This window comes from Streptomyces sp. NPDC093260, assembly GCF_040683715.1.
Lineage (GTDB): Bacteria > Actinomycetota > Actinomycetes > Streptomycetales > Streptomycetaceae > Streptomyces > Streptomyces sennicomposti.
On record NZ_JBFBEK010000027.1, the window covers coordinates 70,576 to 90,418 of the forward strand.

Annotated in this window: 19 protein-coding genes; all 19 read right to left on the reverse strand. The window is 70.4% G+C overall.

Translation table 11 applies throughout. The features are described 5' to 3' along the window. The 19 genes from AB0N63_RS28265 to rho all read right to left on the reverse strand — a co-directional run bounded on the left by AB0N63_RS28265 (position 1) and on the right by rho (position 19,439). Positions 1 to 447: a DUF2550 domain-containing protein gene (locus tag AB0N63_RS28265; RefSeq protein WP_043261300.1), complete on the reverse strand. Its 447-nt coding sequence runs from the start codon at positions 445 to 447 to the stop codon at positions 1 to 3. A gap of 129 nt (positions 448 to 576) precedes the next feature. Beyond that, a complete protein-coding gene (locus AB0N63_RS28270; RefSeq protein WP_009190642.1) occupies positions 577 to 954 on the reverse strand; it encodes a F0F1 ATP synthase subunit epsilon in 378 nt (125 codons plus the stop codon). 211 nt (positions 955 to 1,165) lie between these two features. Continuing rightward, positions 1,166 to 2,614: a F0F1 ATP synthase subunit beta gene (gene atpD / locus AB0N63_RS28275; protein WP_365533032.1), complete on the reverse strand. Its 1,449-nt coding sequence runs from the start codon at positions 2,612 to 2,614 to the stop codon at positions 1,166 to 1,168. Next, positions 2,614 to 3,531, reverse strand: a complete 918-nt coding sequence (locus AB0N63_RS28280; RefSeq protein ID WP_365533035.1) for a F0F1 ATP synthase subunit gamma — start codon at positions 3,529 to 3,531, stop codon at positions 2,614 to 2,616. The genes atpD and AB0N63_RS28280 overlap by 1 nt, the downstream gene beginning before the upstream one ends. A gap of 21 nt (positions 3,532 to 3,552) precedes the next feature. Next, positions 3,553 to 5,145: a F0F1 ATP synthase subunit alpha gene (atpA, locus tag AB0N63_RS28285; RefSeq protein ID WP_365533037.1), complete on the reverse strand. Its 1,593-nt coding sequence runs from the start codon at positions 5,143 to 5,145 to the stop codon at positions 3,553 to 3,555. Positions 5,146 to 5,287: 142 nt separating this feature from the next. Continuing rightward, positions 5,288 to 6,103, reverse strand: a complete 816-nt coding sequence (locus AB0N63_RS28290) for a F0F1 ATP synthase subunit delta (RefSeq protein WP_365533040.1) — start codon at positions 6,101 to 6,103, stop codon at positions 5,288 to 5,290. Beyond that, a complete protein-coding gene (locus AB0N63_RS28295; protein ID WP_365533111.1) occupies positions 6,100 to 6,648 on the reverse strand; it encodes a F0F1 ATP synthase subunit B in 549 nt (182 codons plus the stop codon). The genes AB0N63_RS28290 and AB0N63_RS28295 overlap by 4 nt, the downstream gene beginning before the upstream one ends. A 50-nt stretch (positions 6,649 to 6,698) precedes the next feature. Next, positions 6,699 to 6,938, reverse strand: coding sequence for an ATP synthase F0 subunit C (gene atpE, locus AB0N63_RS28300; RefSeq protein ID WP_018571456.1), 240 nt, complete (start codon positions 6,936 to 6,938; stop codon positions 6,699 to 6,701). Positions 6,939 to 7,018: 80 nt separating this feature from the next. Further along, positions 7,019 to 7,837 carry a F0F1 ATP synthase subunit A gene (gene atpB / locus AB0N63_RS28305; RefSeq protein WP_365533044.1) on the reverse strand — a complete coding sequence of 273 codons (819 nt, stop codon included), beginning with the start codon at positions 7,835 to 7,837 and terminating at the stop codon, positions 7,019 to 7,021. A gap of 225 nt (positions 7,838 to 8,062) precedes the next feature. Continuing rightward, positions 8,063 to 8,500: a hypothetical protein gene (locus tag AB0N63_RS28310; protein ID WP_365533046.1), complete on the reverse strand. Its 438-nt coding sequence runs from the start codon at positions 8,498 to 8,500 to the stop codon at positions 8,063 to 8,065. 299 nt (positions 8,501 to 8,799) lie between these two features. Next, a complete protein-coding gene (locus AB0N63_RS28315) occupies positions 8,800 to 10,173 on the reverse strand; it encodes an MraY family glycosyltransferase (protein ID WP_365533048.1) in 1,374 nt (457 codons plus the stop codon). 139 nt (positions 10,174 to 10,312) lie between these two features. After that, positions 10,313 to 11,551 (reverse strand): serine hydroxymethyltransferase, encoded by a 1,239-nt coding sequence (gene glyA / locus AB0N63_RS28320; protein ID WP_365533051.1) that lies wholly within the window; start codon positions 11,549 to 11,551, stop codon positions 10,313 to 10,315. A 325-nt stretch (positions 11,552 to 11,876) separates the two neighbouring features. Further along, positions 11,877 to 12,557, reverse strand: coding sequence for a protein-tyrosine-phosphatase (locus tag AB0N63_RS28325; protein WP_365533053.1), 681 nt, complete (start codon positions 12,555 to 12,557; stop codon positions 11,877 to 11,879). After that, complete coding sequence (locus tag AB0N63_RS28330) at positions 12,554 to 13,201, reverse strand: L-threonylcarbamoyladenylate synthase (protein WP_365533054.1); 648 nt, start codon at positions 13,199 to 13,201, stop codon at positions 12,554 to 12,556. The genes AB0N63_RS28325 and AB0N63_RS28330 overlap by 4 nt, the downstream gene beginning before the upstream one ends. A 55-nt stretch (positions 13,202 to 13,256) precedes the next feature. Then, entirely contained in the window at positions 13,257 to 14,096 is an 840-nt protein-coding gene (gene prmC, locus AB0N63_RS28335; protein WP_009190629.1) for a peptide chain release factor N(5)-glutamine methyltransferase, read from the reverse strand. Positions 14,097 to 14,195: 99 nt separating this feature from the next. Beyond that, entirely contained in the window at positions 14,196 to 15,263 is a 1,068-nt protein-coding gene (gene prfA, locus AB0N63_RS28340) for a peptide chain release factor 1 (protein WP_365533056.1), read from the reverse strand. Between the two features lie 115 nt (positions 15,264 to 15,378). Continuing rightward, positions 15,379 to 15,603, reverse strand: a complete 225-nt coding sequence (rpmE, locus tag AB0N63_RS28345; RefSeq protein WP_009190627.1) for a 50S ribosomal protein L31 — start codon at positions 15,601 to 15,603, stop codon at positions 15,379 to 15,381. 265 nt (positions 15,604 to 15,868) lie between these two features. Beyond that, positions 15,869 to 17,014, reverse strand: a complete 1,146-nt coding sequence (locus AB0N63_RS28350) for an LCP family protein (RefSeq protein ID WP_365533058.1) — start codon at positions 17,012 to 17,014, stop codon at positions 15,869 to 15,871. 364 nt (positions 17,015 to 17,378) lie between these two features. Then, on the reverse strand, positions 17,379 to 19,439 hold the full coding sequence (gene rho / locus AB0N63_RS28355; RefSeq protein WP_365533061.1) for a transcription termination factor Rho: 2,061 nt from the start codon (positions 19,437 to 19,439) through the stop codon (positions 17,379 to 17,381). Positions 19,440 to 19,843: the final 404 nt, after the last annotated feature.

Genomic DNA, 19,843 nt, shown 5'->3' on the forward strand with positions numbered 1-19,843 from the left:
CTACGCGACGTTCACCCTCTGCCCGGGCGGGGCCGCCTCCAGCCAGGCGAGGAAGCCGGTCAGCGCGTCGTCGCTCATGGCCAGCTCCAGGCGGGTGCCCCGGTGCACACAGGTGAGGATCACCGCGTCGGACAGCAGCGCCAGCTCCTCCTCGCCCTCGGGCAGCCGGCGGCCGGCCACCTCGATCGACGCACGCTCCAGGGTGCGGCGCGGGCGGGGGGCGTAGGAGAAGACGCGGAACCACTCGACGCGGTCGCCGTTGTAGCGGGCGACACCGTAGCTCCAGCCCTTGCCGCTGGTGTCGGGCGTCTCGGGCACGTCCCAGCGCAGGCTGCAGTCGAAGGTGCCGCCGGAGCGCTGGATCAGCCGGCGCCGCAGCCCGAAGACGAACAGTCCCACCACCACGAGCGCGACCACGACTCCGCACACAGTCAGAGCGAGGACCATCGGCACCGACCTCCTCGTCTCCTAGGTAATGGAACGGAAAAAACACCCACATCCACCTCAGCCGCGACCGGTTCCGGATTGCTCCGGTACCGGCCGCGGCTGAGTGACGTCATCGCATCGGCGCTGGGTTCAGCGTGCCGCCGTCGCCGCCCGCAGGCGGACGTCGGCGCGGCGCTCGGCGGAGGCGTCGCCCTCCGCCTTGGCGCGCTCGAGCTCCCGCTCCACACGCTGGACGTCGATCTCGTCCGACAGCTCGGCGACCTCCGCCAGCAGCGACAGCTTGTCGTCCGCGAAGGAGATGAAACCGCCGTGCACCGCGGCGACGACCGTCGCCCCGTCACTCGTACGGATGGTCACCGGGCCCGACTCCAGCACACCGAGCAGCGGCTGGTGACCGGGCATGACGCCGATGTCGCCGGACGTGGTGCGCGCCACGACCAGGGTGGCCTCGCCGGACCAGACCTGCCGGTCGGCGGCGACCAGCTCGACGTGCAGCTCAGCAGCCAAGGGAGGCTCCTCGGGTCACCACCCGGTGGGGTCACCGGGTGTTGGAAACAAGTCTAGTGGGCCGTGCGGCACGAAGTGCCCGGGCCCGCCCCCGGCGGGCCGGGGGCTTCGGGGGAGGTCCCCCGTGAGGCACAGCGTTGGGCGTGGGTGAGGGGGCGGGACGCCCCGCCCCCTCGGGTGTGGACCGTGCGGCCCACGGTGAGCCGAAGGCTCAGGAGACGCCCAGCTCCTTGGCGTTCTTCTTCAGGTCCTCGAGACCACCGCACATGAAGAACGCCTGCTCCGGGAAGTGGTCGTACTCGCCGTCGCAGATCGCGTTGAACGCGGCGATCGACTCCTCCAGCGGCACGTCCGAACCGTCCACGCCGGTGAACTGCTTGGCGACGTGGGTGTTCTGGGACAGGAAGCGCTCCACGCGACGGGCCCGGTGGACGACGAGCTTGTCCTCCTCGCCGAGCTCGTCGATGCCGAGGATCGCGATGATGTCCTGCAGGTCCTTGTACTTCTGCAGGATGTTCTTCACGCGCATGGCCGCGTTGTAGTGGTCCTGCGCGATGTAGCGCGGGTCCAGGATCCGGGACGTCGAGTCCAGCGGGTCCACGGCCGGGTAGATGCCCTTCTCGGAGATCGGACGGGACAGGACCGTCGTCGCGTCGAGGTGGGCGAAGGTGGTCGCCGGGGCGGGGTCGGTCAGGTCGTCGGCGGGGACGTAGATCGCCTGCATCGAGGTGATCGAGTGACCGCGGGTCGAGGTGATGCGCTCCTGGAGGAGACCCATCTCGTCGGCCAGGTTCGGCTGGTAACCCACCGCGGACGGCATACGGCCGAGCAGCGTGGAGACCTCGGAGCCGGCCTGCGTGAAGCGGAAGATGTTGTCGATGAAGAACAGCACGTCCTGCTTCTGGACGTCGCGGAAGTACTCGGCCATGGTGAGGCCGGCCAGCGCGACGCGCAGACGGGTGCCCGGGGGCTCGTCCATCTGACCGAAGACCAGCGCGGTCTTGTCGATGACGCCCGAGTCCGACATCTCCTCGATGAGGTCGTTGCCCTCACGGGTGCGCTCGCCGACACCGGCGAACACGGAGACACCGTCGTGGTTGTTGGCGACGCGGTAGATCATCTCCTGGATGAGCACCGTCTTGCCGACGCCGGCACCGCCGAACAGACCGATCTTGCCGCCCTTGACGTACGGGGTCAGCAGGTCGATGACCTTGACGCCGGTCTCGAACATCTCGGTCTTCGACTCGAGCTCGTCGAAGTTCGGGGCCTTGCGGTGGATGGACCAGCGCTCGCCCGAGTACTGCTCGTCGACGTTCAGCACCTCACCGAGGGTGTTGAACACCTTGCCCTTGGTGAAGTCGCCGACCGGGACGGTGATGCCGTCGCCGGTGTCGGTGACCGGGGCCTGGCGGACCAGGCCGTCGGTGGGCTGCATGGAGATGGTGCGGACCAGGCCGTCACCCAGGTGCTGGGCGACTTCCAGGGTCAGCGTCTTGCGCTCGCCCTCGTTCGCCGGGTCGGCGACCTCGACGTGCAGGGCGTTGTAGATGTCCGGCATCGCGTCGACGGGGAACTCCACGTCGACGACCGGGCCGATGACCCGCGCGACGCGGCCGGTGGCCACGCCCGACGCAGCGGTCGGCTCAACAGTGGTGGTCATTAGTTGTCACTCCCCGCGGTCGCGTCGGCCAGGGCGCTCGCGCCACCGACGATCTCGCTGATTTCCTGGGTGATTTCGGCCTGGCGGGCCGCGTTGGCAAGACGGGAGAGCGTGTTGATCAGCTCGCCCGCGTTGTCGGTCGCCGACTTCATCGCGCGCCGCGTGGCAGCGTGCTTCGAAGCGGCCGACTGGAGCAGCGCGTTGTAGATGCGGCTCTCGACATAGCGCGGCAGCAGGGCGTCGAGGACGTCCTCCGCCGACGGCTCGAAGTCGTAGAGGGGAAGGATCTCGTCCTTCTTCCGCGTCTCGGCCGCGACCTCGTCCAGACGCAGCGGAAGCAGTCGGGGGCCGACCGCGGTCTGCGTCATCATCGAGACGAACTCGGTGTAGACGATGTGGAGTTCGTCCACGCCGCCGTCAGCCGTGTCCTTCTCGATGGCCTCGATCAGCGGCGCCGCGACCTTCTTGGCGTCCGCGTACGACGGCTCGTCGGTGAAGCCCGTGAACGACTCCGCGATCCTGCGCTCGCGGAAGTTGTAGTGGGCGACGCCGCGCCGGCCGACGATGTACGTGTCGACCTGCTTGCCCTCGCGCTCCAGGCGCTCGGTCAGCTGCTCCGCCGCCTTGATGGCGTTGGAGTTGAAGGCGCCGGCCAGACCGCGGTCGCTCGTGAGGAGCAGCACCGCGGCGCGGGTCGGGTTGTCCGCCTCCGTGGTCAGCGGGTGCTTGGTGTTCGAACCGGTGCCGACCGCCGTGACCGCGCGGGTCAGTTCCTGCGCGTACGGCGTGGAGGCCGCCACCTTGCGCTGCGCCTTGACGACGCGCGAGGCGGCGATCATCTCCATCGCCTTGGTGATCTTCTTGGTCGCGGTGACGGATCGGATGCGACGCTTGTAGACCCGGAGCTGGGCTCCCATGAGTCAGGTCCCTTCCTTACGTCACTTGGCGGCAGCGGCCGGAGTGTCCTCGCCGAGCAGCTTGCCGTCCGAGGTCTCGAACTGCTTCTTGAACTCCGCGATCGCGTCGGCGACGGCCGTGAGGGTGTCGTCGGACATCTTGCCGCCCTCGCGGATGGAGGTCATGAGGCCCTGCTCCTTGCGGTGCAGGTACTCCAGCAGCTCCTTCTCGAAGCGGCGGATGTCGGCGACCGGGACGTCGTCCATCTTGCCGGTGGTGCCGGCCCACACGGAGACGACCTGGTCCTCGGTGGACATCGGCTGGTACTGGTCCTGCTTGAGCAGCTCGACCATGCGCTGGCCGCGCTCCAGCTGGGACTTGGAGGCCGCGTCCAGGTCGGAACCGAAGGCGGCGAACGCCTCCAGCTCACGGAACTGGGCGAGGTCCACGCGCAGTCGGCCGGAGACCTGCTTCATCGCCTTGTGCTGCGCGGAGCCACCGACTCGGGAGACGGAGATACCGACGTTCAGCGCGGGGCGCTGACCGGCGTTGAACAGGTCCGACTCCAGGAAGCACTGGCCGTCGGTGATGGAGATGACGTTGGTCGGGATGAACGCCGAGACGTCGTTGGCCTTGGTCTCGACGATCGGCAGACCCGTCATCGAACCGGCGCCCATGTCGTCGGAGAGCTTCGCGCAGCGCTCCAGCAGACGCGAGTGCAGGTAGAAGACGTCGCCCGGGTAGGCCTCGCGGCCCGGCGGACGGCGCAGCAGCAGGGAGACGGCACGGTAGGCGTCGGCCTGCTTCGACAGGTCGTCGAAGATGATCAGGACGTGCTTGCCCTGGTACATCCAGTGCTGGCCGATGGCGGAACCGGTGTAGGGCGCCAGGTACTTGAAGCCGGCCGGGTCGGAGGCCGGGGCGGCGACGATGGTCGTGTACTCCAGGGCGCCGTTCTCCTCCAGCGCGCGGCGGACCGACGCGATGGTGGAGCCCTTCTGGCCGACGGCGACGTAGATGCAGCGGACCTGCTTGTTCGGGTCGCCGGTGCGCCAGTTGTCGCGCTGGTTGATGATCGTGTCGACGGCCAGGGCGGTCTTGCCGGTCTGGCGGTCGCCGATGATCAGCTGGCGCTGGCCGCGGCCGACCGGGGTCATGGCGTCGACGGCCTTGTAGCCGGTCTCCATCGGCTCGTGCACCGACTTGCGCTGCATGACCGTGGGGGCCTGCAGTTCGAGGGCGCGGCGGCCGTCGGTCTCGATCTCGCCGAGGCCGTCGATCGGGTTGCCGAGGGGGTCGACGACGCGGCCGAGGTAGCCCTCGCCCACGGCGACCGACAGGACCTCACCGGTGCGGGTGACCGGCTGGCCCTCCTCGACGCCGCTGAACTCGCCGAGGACGATGGCACCGATCTCGCGCTCCTCGAGGTTGAGGGCGAGGCCGAGGGTGCCGTCCTCGAACTTCAGCAGCTCGTTGGCCATGGCCGAGGGCAGGCCCTCGACCTTCGCGATGCCGTCGCCGGCAAGGGTGACCGTACCGACCTCCTCGCGCGAGGCCGCGTCCGGCTTGTACGACTGGACGAAGTTCTCCAGCGCGTCCCGGATCTCCTCCGGCCGGATCGTGAGCTCCGCCATCTGGGTTCCCTGCTCTCCTTGTTGGGCCCGAAGTTTCACTCGGGGGGGTATTCCACGAGTCTGGGACTCCCCCCGAAAAGAGGTGAATCCTCTGCACGGCCCAACCAGGGCCGTCGTGTACGTCTTGCGTGTTGAGTTGCTGCTAGCTCGCCATGCGGCGGGCGGCGTCGTCGAGCCGGTCCGCGAGCGAGCCGTTGATGATCTCGTCGCCGACCTGCACCCGGACTCCGCCGACCAGCTCGGGGTCCACGTCGAGGTTGAGGTGCATCTGGCGGCCGTAGAGCTTGCCGAGGGCGGCGCCGAGGCGTCGCTTCTGGGTGTCGCTCAGCGGGACCGCCGAGGTGACGACGGCGACCATGCGGCCCCGGCGGTCGGCGGCGAGCTTGGACAGGGACTCCAGTCCCGCTTCCAGGCTACGTCCCCGCGGCGCGGTCACAAGGCGCGTCACCAGGCGCTCGGTGACCCGGTTGGCCCGGCCGCCGAGCAGGCGGTGCAGCAGTTCGGCCTTGGCCGAGGCGCTGGCGGCCCGGTCGGTCAGCGCGGCGCGCAGCTCGGTGTTGGAGGAGATGATCCGGCCGAAGCGGAACAGCTCGTCCTCGACCTCGTCGAGCGCGCCACGCCGCTGGGCGGTGGTGAGGTCGGCGATGTTCGCCAGCTCCTCCAGCGCGTCCACCAGGTCCCGGGACTGCGACCAGCGCGAGCGCACGGCACCGGACACCACGTCCACGGTGGCCTCGCTGACCTGGCCGGCGAGCAGGCGCTGGACCAGCGCGGCCTTGGCGTCACCGGGCTGCGCCGGGTCGGTCAGGACCCGACGCAGGCCGACCTCGCGGTGGAGCAGCGCCGTGACGGACGCCAGCTCGTCGGCGAGCCGCGCGGCGTCGACGGACGTGGAGTCCGTCAGCGCGTCGAGACGCTCACGTGCGGAGGTCAGGGCCTCGCGGCTCGCTCCGTTCATCGCGCTGCCTCGGCCTTCTCCTCGAGCTCGTCGAGGAAGCGGTCGATGACGCGGCTCTGCCGGGCGTGGTCCTCGAGGGACTCGCCGACGAGCTTGCCGGCCAGCTCGGTGGCGAGCTTGCCGACGTCCTGGCGCAGCGCGGACGAGGCGGCCTTGCGGTCGGCGTCGATCTGGGCGTGGCCGGCGGCGACGATCTCCTCGCGCTGACGCTGGCCCTCGGCCCGCATCTCGGCGATGAGCGCGGCGCCCTGCTCCTGCGCCTCCTGGCGCAGGCGCGCGGCCTCGTGCCGGGCCTCGGCCAGCTGCGCCTTGTACTGCTCGAGGACGCTCTGGGCCTCGACCTTCATGGCCTCGGCCTCTTCGATGCCGCCTTCGATCGCCGAGCGGCGCTCCTCCAGAACCTTGTTGATGTTCGGCAGGAGCTTCTTCGCGAGGAAGAAGAAGACGATGGCGAAGGTGACGAGGCCGATGACCAGCTCGGGGCCCGGCGGGATGAGGGGGTTCTGCGAACCCTCCTCCGCCAGCTGCACCATCTGCTGTGTCAGCTGCATGTCATCAGTGCCTTTCCCTAAGGGTGGGGTCGTCCGCCGTCGGTTTACTTGTAGGTGTAAACGAACGGCATGACGATGCCGATGAGGGCGAGCGCCTCACAGAAGGCGAAGCCCAGGATCTGGTTGGCACGGATCAGACCGGCGGCCTCGGGCTGGCGGGCGAGCGCCTGGGTGCCGTTGCCGAAGATGATGCCGATGCCGATGCCGGGACCGATGGCGGCGAGGCCGTAGCCGACGGAGGCGATGGAGCCGGTGACGGCGGCAAGGGTCTCAGTGGCAGCCATGCTGATTCTTCCTTCTCTTTCAAGGACCGGTGGGGGTTGGCCACCGGACGTCTGTGACGGGGCGGGGCGGGACTGGAGGCTCAGTGGTGCTCGGCCAGAGCGCCCTGAACGTAGGAGCAGGCCAGGAGGACGAAGACGTACGCCTGGACGGCCTGGACGAAGAGCTCGAAGAGGATCATGACCAGGGCCATCACGAACGAGACGGCGCCGGCCGCGATCAGCCAGCTGTTCATCAGGTACCAGCTGGCGACGGTGAACATCACGAGCAGCAGGTGGCCGGCGAACATGTTGGCGAACAGTCGCACCGCGTGGGTGAACGGGCGGACCAGGACGTTCGAGAAGAACTCGATGACGACGACGAGCGGCAGGACGGCGCCGAGCGACTTGTCGTAGCCGGTGAGGTTCTTGAGGCCGCCGACGAAGCCGTGCTTCTTGAACGTGAGGACCATCCAGGTCACGTACACGCACAGGGCGAGCGCGGCCGGGTAGGCGATGACCGACGTCACCGGGAACTGGGCGACCGGGATGATCGACCAGAGGTTCATGATCCAGATGAAGAAGAACAGCGAGACCATGAACGGGACGTACTTCTCGCCCTCGCGCTTGCCGAGCGTCTCGTAGACGATGCCGCGGCGCACGAAGTCGTAGCCCGCCTCGCCGACCATCTGGAGCTTGCCCGGGACCACCTTGGCCTTGCTGAAGGCGGCCCAGAAGAAGCCGACGACGACCACCGTGGTGACGATGGCGAGCAGCATCGGCTTGTCGAAGTCGTAGCCGCCGACCGAGAACATCGGCTTGAAGAGGAAGGAGTGGAGGCCCGGCGAAGGGAAGCCGCAGCCGTTGTCGGCGAAGACGCGGCAGCTCCAGTCGAAGGCGAGCGTGGTCTGTTCAGCACTCACCGCGGGCTCCTTCAGCGTGGCGCATGGGTACGGCAACCTCGTTGTGTCGGCGCGGCGAGCAGCCGCGGGTCGGCACCGGACTGGTGTTACGGATGTGGGGACGGCGGGCGGGCATCGAGCCTCGCGATCGACCAGGCGTCAGCTCAGCTGCCCGCGCCCGCGATGCCGCAGTTGGCACCGGACGATAGCAGGAGATCTCACACGCCTTTATCCCGGGCCTACCCCTCACGACGAGGACCCTGTCTTCTGGGACTTGTCGTTCTTGTCGGAGTCCGGCTCCACATAGAAGATCTTGGACTTCATGTGAGCGCGCGCCTGTGCGGCCATCCAGACGACGGTCGCGACGACGAGCGAGAACGCGAACGCCTTGGCGTTGAACAGGGAAGTGCCCTTGAAGAGGGCCAGGAAGATCAGCAGCAGCAGCAGTTGGGCGACATAGAGCATGAGACCCATGGCCTGGAAGAGCTGCGGAAGCGTTTTCGCCGTCCACTGGAGCACGTAGAGGCCGATCCCCATGTAGAGGATGGCGAGGACCACTCCGACGACTGCCCCGATCGCGCCCTTGCCGCCGGCGACCGCACCACTGACGGCCACCGCGACCACACCGACAGCTGCGGTGGGCACGGCGGTGTGCAGTAGGTTCCGGACGTCATTGGACGGCATGGCGGCAACTCCGCTTTCGCAGGGGGCAGGGGTGTCGTCATGGACGAGCGTAGTCCCCGGTTTGAGAGAGGAACCTCTACGCCGGGGGACCCTTGCACTTGGCCCCTTCGGCTGTATCCCGGGTTCTCGTGAACGGTATCACAAACTATTTGATGCGGTCTTTACCAAGAGCGTGTGCTGGCTGTCACACATGAGAGTGACACTGCCCGTCTGCGCGAAAACGGGGGCGACTTGTCTGGTATAAGCCGCTTCGCTCCCCCATGAATGGGCAACGCTTTAGTCAGATTCTTACCTTGGCGTCAGCGCGACGTTCCGGCTTTGCGCCCCTCGAGGAGCCGCGGACGGGCGCCGACGGCGGTCGCTCCGTTGACCCCGGCCACCCCCGCCGCCACCGGCGTGGGGTGCTCACGGGGGCCCCGGGTCTCGTCCGCCTCGCCGTCCCCGGGCGCCGCGACGGCGGCCGGGCCGGCGGACAGGGCCGCGTCCGGCGCCGCGGCCGCGGTGCGTCGGCGGCGGTAGCGCGGCGGCACGAACCGCTCCGCCCAGCGCGGGGCGCGCGGCGTGAAGCGCGGCAGCAGGAGCAGCACCAGACCGACGAAGCTGAGGAAGACGATGCCCAGCACGATCCACATGGACGCGGAGTTGACGGAGTAGCCGAGGGCGCCGAAGCCGATCACCGCGGCCCAGAAGTACATGATCAGCACGGCCCGGCTGTGCGAGTGGCCGATCTGGAGCAGCCGGTGGTGCAGATGGCCCCGGTCCGCGGCGAACGGCGACTGTCCGCGCCAGGTGCGCCGCACCACCGCGAAGACGAAGTCGCAGGCGGGGATGGCGATGATCGACAGCGGCATCAGCAGCGGGATGTAGACCGGCACCATCTGGTGCACCGCGTTGCGCTCGGACCCGGCGAACAGGCCGATCACGTCCGGGTCCACCTGCCCGGTCACCGAGATCGCGCCGGCCGCCAGCACCAGGCCGATGAGCATCGAGCCCGAGTCGCCCATGAAGATCCGCGCCGGATGCATGTTGTGCGGCAGGAAACCGAGGCACATGCCCATCAGCACGGCCGCGAACAGGGTGGCCGGGGCGGCGGCCTCGATGCCGTACGAGTACCAGATGCGGTAGGCGTACATGAAGAACGCGGCGGCCGCGATGCACACCATGCCCGAGGCCAGACCGTCCAGGCCGTCCACGAAGTTGACCGCGTTGATGGTGATGACGACCAGCGCCACCGTCAGCAGCGTGCCCTGCCACTGGGTCAGCGCCACCGTGCCCACGCCCGGCACCGGCAGCCACAGGATCGTCAGACCCTGCATGACCATCACACCGGCGGCGATCATCTGGCCGCCCAGCTTGATCAGGGCGTCGATCTCGAACTTGTCGTCCAGCACGCCGATCAGCCAGATCAGGGCGGCCCCGGAGAGCAGCGCCCGCGGCTCGTTCGACTTCTCGAAGACCTCGTTCAGATTGGTGAGGTGGTCGGCGACCAGCAGCCCCGCGCACATGCCGAAGAACATCGCGATACCGCCGAGCCGCGGAGTGGGTTCCCGGTGCACGTCCCGCGCCCGGACCTCCGGCATCGCCCCCGCCACGATCGCGAACTTGCGCACCGGCCCGGTCAGCAGGTACGTCACCGCGGCCGTGACGCAGAGCGTCAGCAGGTATTCACGCACGGGCATTCCCCACAGGTCTCGCTGGCCATCTCAGCCCCACACACTAGCGACGCGGGCATATGTATGGGGACTTCCGGGTAGCGACGATGGTTGCACGTGAGGCTGTGTACCGTTTCCTCCCGGGTGCGTCTGCCCCGGATCAGCCGGGATACGGCGGGAACGCCCCGGTGAGTTCGCGCACGTCCTCCCGGGCCCGCACCACGTCCACCTCGCCGCGCAGCACCTTGCCGAACAGCACCGCGATCCTCGCCATCTCCTCCTGTCCCATGCCCTGGGTGGTGATCGCCGCGGTGCCCAGGCGCAGTCCGCGGGCGTCGGTGTGCGGCAGCGCACAGCAGTCCAGCACCATCCCGGCCGCCGCCAGCCGGCCGCGCGCGGTGCGCCCCTCGACGCCGAGCGGCGCCGGGTCCGCGGTGATCAGATGGGTGTCGGTGCCGCCGGTGGTGACCGCCAGCCCCTCCGCGGCCAGGTACGCGGCCAGCACCCGCGCGTTGGCGACCACCTGGTGGGCGTACGCCGCGAAGGCCGGTGTGGCCGCCTCACCGAAGGCGACGGCCTTCGCCGCGATGGTGTGCATCTGCGCGCCGCCCTGCGTGAACGGGAACACCGCCCGGTCCACCCGCTCCGCCAGCTCGCTCCCGCACAGCAGCATCCCGCCGCGCGGCCCGCGCAGCACCTTGTGCGTGGTGGCGCACACCACGTCCGCGAACGGCACCGGGTTCGGCGCCGCTCCCCCGGCCACCAGGCCCATGGGGTGCGCGGCGTCCGCGATCAGATAGGCGCCCACCTCGTCGGCGACCGCGCGGAAGAAGGCGTAGTCGAGATGGCGGGGATAGGCGATCGACCCGCACACGATGGCCTTCGGCCGGTGCGTACGGGCCAGGGTGCGCACCTGCACGTGGTCGATGAGCCCGCTGTCGGCGTCGACGCCGTAGCCGACGAAGTCGAACCAGCGCCCAGAGAAGTTCGCCGGCGAGCCGTGCGTGAGGTGGCCGCCGTAGGGCAGCCCGAGGGCCAGGACGGTGTCGCCGGGGCGCAGCAGGGCCGCGTAGGCGGCCAGCACGGCCGAGGAGCCGGAGTGCGCCTGCACGTTGGCGTGCTCGGCGCCGAACAGCTCCGTGGCCCGCCGCACCGCGAGCCGTTCGGCGGCGTCCACGAACTCGCAGCCGCCGTGGTGGCGGTCGCCGGGGTAGCCCTCGGCGTACTTGTTGGCCAGCGGCGAGCCGAGCGCGGCCAGGACCGCGGGCGAGGTGAAGTTCTCCGCCGCCGTCAGCTGGAGCGTGGTCGACTGCCGCTCCAGCTCCCCCAGCACCAGGTCGGCCACTTCGGGGTCCTGCCGTCGCAGGACATCGCCCTCAAGAGCGGGGATGACCGACATGGTGGTCTCCGGACGGGTCGACGGTGACGTACGTCCAATGTAGGCCCGCACCCGGGGCCCCGCGCGGCCGCTGGGCCTCCCGTGTGGATCAGGCCGGACCAGGGGGCGGGGCCTGCTGACGGAGGCGTCTCCCGCGTCGTTGAGACGGCGGGGAGGCGTCGCAGGGCGGAGGAGGGCGGCATGGCGGAGCCACGGCGGCCGACGGGCGGCGCGGGGGCCGCCCCTGCTCGAAGAGGTCGGGGAGCTGTGCCGGACCCCGCGAGCCCGGCCTGCTCCACACCCGGGGCCCTGTGCCTGACGGGCGCCCCCGGCGCCCGCCGCCGTCTCAGGCGCGTGCCGCGACCCCCGTCAGGGCCGTCACCACCGGGTCCAGGGCCTGGTGTATCTCGTCGCCGATCGAGCGGAAGAACGGCAGCGGGGCGCCGTAGGGGTCGTAGACCTCGTCCGCCTCCGCGTTCGGGGCCAGGAGCCACCCGCGCAGAGCGGCGGCGGCGCGGACCAGGGCGCGTGCGCGTTCGACCACGCCGTCCTCCAGGGGCGGCAGCGTCGCCGGGTCTATCGCCTTGACCAGGCGGGTGAACTCCTTGAGCGTGAAGGTGCGCAGCCCCGCCGAGTGGCCCATCGACACCACCTGGGCGCGGTGGTCGCGGGTAGCGGTGAGCACCAGGTCGGCCATGATCACGTGCTCGTCGAGGAGTTCGCGGCCGGTGAAGCCGGAGGCGTCCGCGCCGAAGTCGGCGAGGACCGTCTCCGCGTTGGTCTCCATGGGCGCGCCCTCGTGGCCCCAGGTGCCGGCGCTCTCCACGATCAGCCCGCCGCCCGCCGGATCGCCGAGCCGGTCCGCGAGGAAATGCCGGGTCAGCCGCTCGGTGATGGGCGAGCGGCACACGTTGCCGGTGCTGACGTGGAGGATGCGGAAGGTCTCGCCGGGCGGCCCCGGCTGCGCCGGGATGCTGCCCGGCGCGGTCTTTCCGCCTATGCCACGCCCCGCGTCAGGGGCCGTCAATTCGCCACCTCGAGGTCGGGTACGACCTTGCGCAGCTCCTCCGGCGACAGCGCGCCCTCGCGCAGCAGGACGGGCACCTCGCGGGTGACGTCCACGATGGAGGAGGGCACGTTGCCGGGGGTGGGGCCGCCGTCCAGGTAGACGGAGACGGAGTCGCCGAGCATCTCCTGCGCGGCGTCGCAGGTCTCGGGCGCCGGGTGGCCGGTGAGGTTGGCCGAGGAGACGGCCATCGGGCCGACCTCGGTGAGCAGCTCGATGGCGACCGGGTGCAGCGGCATGCGCACGGCGACCGTGCCGCGGGTGTCGCCGAGGTCCCACTGCAACGACGGCTGGTGACGGGCGACCAGGGTCAGCGCGCCCGGCCAGAACGCGTCGACCAGTTCCCAGGCCTGCTCGGAGAAGTCCGTGACCAGGCCGTGCAGCGTGTTCGGGGACCCGATGAGGACCGGTGTGGGCATGGCGCGGCCGCGGCCCTTGGCGTCCAGCAGATCGGCCACGGCGTCCCCGGAGAACGCGTCGGCGCCGATGCCGTACACGGTGTCGGTCGGCAGCACCACGAGTTCGCCCCGGCGGACGGCGGACGCTGCCTCGCGCAGACCCGTCACACGGTCGGTCGCGTCGTTGGTGTCGTATCGCCGTGCCATTGTCAGCGGGCCTCCTCGTACACGTACTGCTGGCTTGAAGTCCTGGCGGGCGCGGTCACGGCAGCGCCTTGCGGGCGGTGGCGAACCGGGGCCGGTTGTTCAGGTCGGGATGGTCGGCCGCGTCGGCCCAGCCCCGCTCCTCGGTGAAGATCCACGGCACCTGTCCGCCCTGGGTGTCGGCGTGCTCGATGACGACGACGCCGCCCGGACGCAGCAGCCGGTGCGCGGTGCGCTCGATGCCGCGGATCAGGTCGAGGCCGTCCTCCCCGGAGAACAACGCCAGCTCGGGGTCGTAGTCGCGGGCCTCCGGGGCGACGTACTCCCATTCGGTGAGCGGGATGTACGGCGGGTTGGAGATCACCAGGTCGACCTGGCCGTCCAGGTCCGGGAAGGCGGTCAGGGCGTCGCCCTGGCGCAGGTCGACCCGGGACCCCTCGACGTTCTTCCGCGTCCAGCGCAGCGCGTCCTCGCTCAGCTCCACAGCGTGCACGCGCGAGCGCGGCACCTCCTGCGCCAGGGCGAGCGCGATGGCCCCCGAGCCGGTGCACAGATCGACGATGCACGGTTCGACCACGTCCATCGCCCGCACCGCGTCTATGGCCCAGCCGACCACTGACTCGGTCTCCGGGCGCGGCACGAACACCCCGGGCCCGACCTGGAGTTCCAGATACCGGAAGTAGGCCCGCCCGGTGATGTGCTGGAGCGGCTCACGCTGCTCGCGCCGGGCGATCACCTCCCAGTAGCGGGCGTCGAAGTCGGCGTCCTTGACGGTGTGCAGCTGGCCGCGCTTGACGCCGTGCACGAACGCGGCCAGCTCCTCGGCGTCGTTGCGCGGCGAGGGCACGCCGGCGTCGGCGAGCCGCTGGGTGGCCTGCGCCACCTCCGCGAGCAGCACGCTGCGGGGGCCTGGGGGGCGCCCCCCGAATTCTTGCTGCACGCTGGTCCTCCGGTGCTCGTGCTTCGTACTGCGTGCCGTGCGCGGCCCGCGGGTGCCTCAGGCGGCCGCGAGTTTGGCGGCCGAGTCCGCGTCGACGCAGGCCTGGATCACCGCGGCGAGGTCGCCGTCCAGCACCTGGTCGAGGTTGTACGCCTTGAAGCCGACGCGGTGGTCGGAGATGCGGTTCTCCGGGAAGTTGTACGTGCGGATCTTCTCGGAGCGGTCGACGGTGCGGACCTGGCTGCGGCGGGCGTCCGCGGCCTCTCTCTCCGCCTCCTCCTGCGCGGCCGCGAGCAGCCTGGAGCGCAGGATACGCATCGCCTGCTCCTTGTTCTGGAGCTGGCTCTTCTCGTTCTGGCAGGAGGCCACGACCCCGGTGGGCAGGTGCGTGATGCGCACCGCGGAGTCGGTGGTGTTGACGGACTGGCCGCCGGGGCCCGAGGACCGGTAGACGTCGATGCGCAGGTCGTTCGGGTTGATCTCCACGTCGACCTCCTCGGCCTCCGGAGTCACCAGGACACCGGCCGCGGAGGTGTGGATACGGCCCTGCGACTCGGTGGCCGGCACCCGCTGCACGCGGTGCACGCCGCCCTCGTACTTCAGCCGGGCCCACACGCCCTGGCCGGGCTCGATCTGCCCGCGGGCCTTCACCGCGACCTGGACGTCCTTGTAGCCGCCCAGCTCGGACTCGGTGGCGTCGATGATCTCGGTCTTCCAGCCGACGCGCTCGGCGTAGCGCAGGTACATGCGCAGCAGATCGCCGGCGAACAGCGCCGACTCGTCGCCGCCCGCGCCCGCCTTGATCTCCAGGATGACGTCCTTGTCGTCGCTGGGGTCGCGCGGGACGAGCAGCAGGCGCAGCTTCTCGGTGAGTTCCTCGCGCTGCTTGTCCAGCTCCTTGACCTCGGCGGCGAAGTCCGGGTCGTCGGCGGCCAGTTCGCGCGCGGTCTCGATGTCGTCGCCCGTCTGCTTCCAGGAGCGGTACGTGGCGACGATCGGGGTCAGCTCGGCGTAACGCTTGTTCAGCTTGCGGGCGTTGGCCTGGTCGGCGTGGACCGACGGGTCGGCGAGCTTCTTCTCCAGGTCGGCGTGCTCGGCGACGAGCTCCTCGACGGCCTCGAACATCTTGCGGCTCCTGTACTGCCTGTACTGCTGGTTGGGGGAAGGCGAACGACCAAAAACGCCGGTCCAGGCCCGCCCCGCGAGGGGGTACGGCCGTGGACCGGCGAAAAGGGGCTCGCTACTTCTTGGAGCCGGCGGCAGCCTTGCCGAAGCGGGCCTCGAAGCGGGCCACACGGCCACCGGTGTCGAGGATCTTCTGCTTGCCCGTGTAGAACGGGTGGCACTCGGAGCAGACCTCGGCCCGGATGGTGCCGGACTCGATGGTGCTGCGGGTGGTGAACGACGCGCCACAGGTGCAGCTGACCTGCGTCTCGACGTACTCGGGGTGGATCTCGCGCTTCAAGGTGTCTCCTAGGTTCCGGGAGGGCGCCGGGTCGCCGTCCGCGGGATGCGGAAGCGTGAACCGGAGCCGACGTACCAGTCTGCCAGCACTGGCGCCATCCCCCAAAACCGGGGGGCGGTGCGAGGTATTCCCGGCGCGCCCGCGCCGGGGGGCTGCGGCGCACGCCGGGACCGGCGGGAGGCCGGTTACCGGCCCGCGCCGGGGCGGCGGGACGCGGCCGTCCGCCGGGCGGCCGCGGCTCGGGCGGGCCCGAGCCGGGACCGTCTCAGGAGGCGCTGACCACGCCCTTGGCCTCGCCGGTGGCGGTGCCCTCGGTGGCGCTCGCCGGGATCGGCCGGTCGGCGCGCAGGGCGTTCCACACCTGCCGCGCCTTGGCCTCCTCGACGACGACCCGGTTGGCGTTCGCGGAGTCGTACTGCACCGGCATCGTGATCATGTGCATCTGCCCGGCGCCGATGCCCTTCAGGCCGCCGGCGAAGGAGAGCAGCGAGTTCACCGAGCCGATCTCGGAGTCGGTGGTGACGGCCTTGGTGGCGGTGTCGGCGAGGTCGTAGAGCTTCTTCGGGTTGCCGAACAGGTCGACGTGCTTGACCTGGGTGAGCAGGGCCTTCACGAACGCCTGCTGCAGCTGGATGCGGCCGAGGTCGGAGCCGTCGCCGACGCCGTGCCGGGTGCGCACCAGGCCGAGGGCCTGCTGCCCGTCGAGGGTGTGGGTCCCGGCGGCGAGGTTCAGATGGCTGTTGGGGTCGTGTATGGCCTTGGTGGTGGTGACCTCGACCCCGCCGAGGTCGTCTATCAGCTTCTGGAAGCCGCTGAAGTCGACCTCCAGGTAGTGGTCCATCCGCAGCCCGGTGAGCGACTCCACGGTCTTCACGGCGCAGGCCGCGCCGCCGGTGCCGTACGCCTCGTTGAACATCACGTCGTGCGCGGCCCGGTGCTCGACGCCCTGCGCGTCGGTGCACTCGGGGCGGTCGACGAGGGTGTCGCGGGGTATGGAGACCACGCTGGCCGTCCTGTGGCCCTGGTAGACGTGCACGATCATCGCCGTGTCGGAGCGGGCGCTTCCGTCGTCGGTGCCGCCGCCGAGCTTCTTGTTGCCGCCGGCGCGGGTGTCGGAGCCGAGGACCAGGATGTTCTCGGAGCCGTTGTCGGCCGCGGTGGGCCGGTCGGTGCCGAGGGCCTGGTTGATGTCGACCGTCTTGAGGTTGTCGTTGAACTTGAGGAACAGGTAACCGGCGCCGGCGCCGCCGAGCACCACGATCCCGGCCGCGGTCCACGCGGTGGCCGTCAGCGCCCTGCGCCGTCCCGTGGGCGGCTTGCGGCGGCGGCCCTTCGCGGCGGCCCGTCGTCTGCTGTTCGTGGATCCGGTCTCCCCCGGTATGCCGGGGTCCGGTGTGCTCTCGGCGGACATGCGCTCCTCAGCTCTCGTATCCGGTCGGTTACCCCCTGTTTTCAGGGTCGGGCTCCGGTGTGTGCGTCCTGGTCGGCGAGTACCCCCGGGCCCCCGACTTCGCTCGTGGGGGCGCACCGCCGCGCACCGCTTCGTCGCTCGCACACTCAGACGGCACGACGGGCCAAAGGGTTGCACAGGCTCCCGCCCGCCCGGCACACGGCCGACTGTGTCAAACCTCTCTCCGGGCCGGGAACGCACGAAGGGCCGCCCCCGTCACAAGGACGGAAGCGGCCCGATCCAGGGGCGCGGGGAACCGCGCGACCAGCGACGGCTCACCCGCACCCGAGGAGCGGCGAGCGCCTGCGCGCCCGCCGGAGAACGACTAGTCGCCGTTGCCCGGCGCGGGAGTCGTCTTCTGGATCTGCATCAGGAACTCGACGTTCGACTTCGTCTGCTTCATCTTGTCCAGCAGCAGCTCGATCGCCTGCTGCTGGTCCAGCGCGTGCAGCACCCGCCGCAGCTTCCAGACGACCGCCAGCTCCTCGGCGCCGAGCAGGATCTCCTCCTTGCGCGTGCCGGACGCGTCCACGTCCACCGCCGGGAAGATCCGCTTGTCCGCGAGCTTGCGGTCGAGCTTCAGCTCCATGTTGCCGGTGCCCTTGAACTCCTCGAAGATCACCTCGTCCATGCGGGACCCGGTGTCCACCAGCGCGGTGGCGAGGATGGTCAGCGAACCGCCGTCCTCGATGTTGCGCGCCGCACCGAAGAACCGCTTCGGCGGGTACAGGGCGGTCGAGTCGACACCACCGGACAGGATGCGGCCGGAGGCCGGCGCCGCCAGGTTGTAGGCACGGCCCAGACGCGTGATGGAGTCGAGCAGCACGACCACGTCGTGACCCAGCTCCACCAGGCGCTTGGCACGCTCGATGGCCAGCTCGGCGACCGTGGTGTGGTCCTCGGCGGGGCGGTCGAAGGTCGAGGAGATGACCTCTCCCTTGACCGACCGCTGCATGTCGGTGACCTCTTCCGGACGCTCGTCGACGAGGACGACCATCAGGTGGCACTCGGGGTTGTTGTGCGTGATCGCGTTGGCGACCGCCTGCATGATCATGGTCTTGCCGGTCTTCGGCGGGGCCACGATCAGACCGCGCTGGCCCTTGCCGATCGGCGACACGAGGTCGATGATCCGCGTGGTCAGCACGCCCGGGTCGGTCTCCAGACGGAGGCGGTCCTGCGGGTAGAGCGGGGTGAGCTTGTTGAACTCCGGGCGGCCGCGGCCGTGTTCGGGCGCCATGCCGTTGACGGAGTCGAGGCGCACCAGCGCGTTGAACTTCTCGCGGCGCTCGCCCTCCTTGGGCTGGCGCACCGCGCCGGTGACGTGGTCGCCCTTGCGCAGGCCGTTCTTGCGGACCTGGGCGAGGGAGACGTACACGTCGTTCGGGCCGGGCAGGTAGCCGGAGGTCCGGATGAACGCGTAGTTGTCGAGGATGTCGAGGATGCCCGCGACCGGGATCAGGACGTCGTCCTCGGCGATCTGGGGCTCCTGCACGTCGTCGCGGCCACGGCGGCCACGGCGGTCGCGGTAGCGGCCACGGCGGCCCCGCCGCCCGCCGTCGAAGTCGTCGTCGTCCTGCGGGCCGGTGTTGCGGTCCTGGCGGCCGCCGCCCTGCTGCTGGCTCTGCTGCTGACGCCGGCCGTCCTGGCCGCCGCCCTGCTGGTCGTCGCCCTTGCGGCGGTCCCCGCCGCGGTCCCGGTCCCCACCGCGGTCACGGTCGCGGTCGCGGTCCCGGCCGCGCTCACGGCGGTCGCGGCGGCGGCCCTCGGCGCCGTCGACGTCGCCGCCCTTGGCGTCGGCCTGCGGCTGCGCGGGGGCGGCGGTCTCGGCCTTCGCCTCGGCGGCGACGGTCTCGGCGCTGCCGGCCGGGCTGCCCGCGTCGGCGGTCGCACGACGCCGGCGGCGCTCCACGGGAGCGTCCTCTCCCCCGTGCTCGGCCGCGCCCGCGCGGGAGGTACCACCGTCGCGGGAGGGGCCCCCAGCCGGCTGGCCGGGAATCTCGATCTGCTGCTGGGCCGTGGCCTTCTCGGCCGCGGCCTCGGCCGCCTTCTTCGCGGCCTCGTCGCCCGTGCGGGCGCGGGAGGTGGTGCGGCGCTTCGGCTTGGTCTCGGCCTCGCCGGCGGGCGCGGCGGCCTTCGCGGGGGCGGCGCCCCCTCCAGCCTGCGCCTCCTTGATGACCTCGATCAGCTGGCTCTTGCGCATCCGCGCGGTGCCCCTGATACCGAGGCCGGAGGCGACCTGCTGCAGCTCGGCCAGCACCATGCCCTCGAGGCCGGTACCACGGCGCCGCCGGGAGCCGGCACCGGTGGCAGGCGCGGAGGCGTCCGTGGCGGGCGCGGCAGCGGTCTCCTCGACACGTGCGCCCATCAGATCGGTGGTGTCGCTCACGAAGGGTCCTTCCCTGGAGCGGACGTCGGCCTGTCTGGCTCGGCGACCGGTTGTGCTGTCCGGCTTCGGTCCTTGCTGTGTGGACCGTGCCGGGGCGGTGGTCCGCCAAAACGGCGGAAGAGATATCTGGTGACTGGCGCTTCCCCGACGATCCGCGACACCGAGTGTCACGTGGCGCGGTAGCACCGATTCCGGAGCGTGCCCTGTGGACCGCTCAGCGTCCGCGTACGACGTACTGCCCGGATACGGCGTACGGAACACAGAGTGACTTGGGGAGCTCCCGGAAGAATGTTGGTCCCGGACGGGGACACGAAGCACCTCGCCATGGTGGGGTCGGGTGCAGACTTGAGATTAACACTACCGGATCCAACAAACATTCCCCCTCTCGAAATCCGGCAATCGCG